The sequence below is a fragment of the Macrococcus lamae genome (assembly GCF_004359545.1).
Lineage (GTDB): Bacteria > Bacillota > Bacilli > Staphylococcales > Staphylococcaceae > Macrococcus > Macrococcus lamae.
In genome coordinates this window covers 1-395 of record NZ_SCWB01000056.1, presented here as the reverse complement: position 1 = coordinate 395, position 395 = coordinate 1, and the positions used below count along the sequence as shown (strand labels likewise).

Genomic DNA, 395 nt, shown 5'->3' with positions numbered 1-395 from the left:
ACACAATATAGTCTTCACCATTTCTGCTCATAATTTTTATGCGGTCATGATTATCCTTATCGAAAGCAGGATAAAAGTGTGTAGCATTATTGTTCGCAGTTTGAAATAGTTTTTTTCCATTATGATCATAGATTAATACTTCTTGAAAATTCTCCAGCGATGCACTAATGTCTAATGGAGAAATTGTATCAATAGGTTTAGACTCCAATAAATTAGCTATATCTTTTGAGCTTCTTTCAGCTTCATCTAATTCACCATCTTTTAAGGTATCTTTCAAGAAAAAGATAATCACTAGACAGAATAACAAGATTGTTAAGAACATAATCAAAGTTGTAATAATCATCCATTTATATTTTAGTTTACGTTGTTTTATCATCGTATCACATATCCTACGC

1 pseudogene is annotated in these 395 nt (G+C 30.1%); it reads right to left on the bottom strand.

What is annotated here, in order from left to right:
• Window positions 1-376: pseudogene (locus ERX29_RS10855) on the bottom strand (two-component sensor histidine kinase); the annotation flags it as partial.
• Between the last annotated feature and the right edge of the window lie 19 nt (window positions 377-395).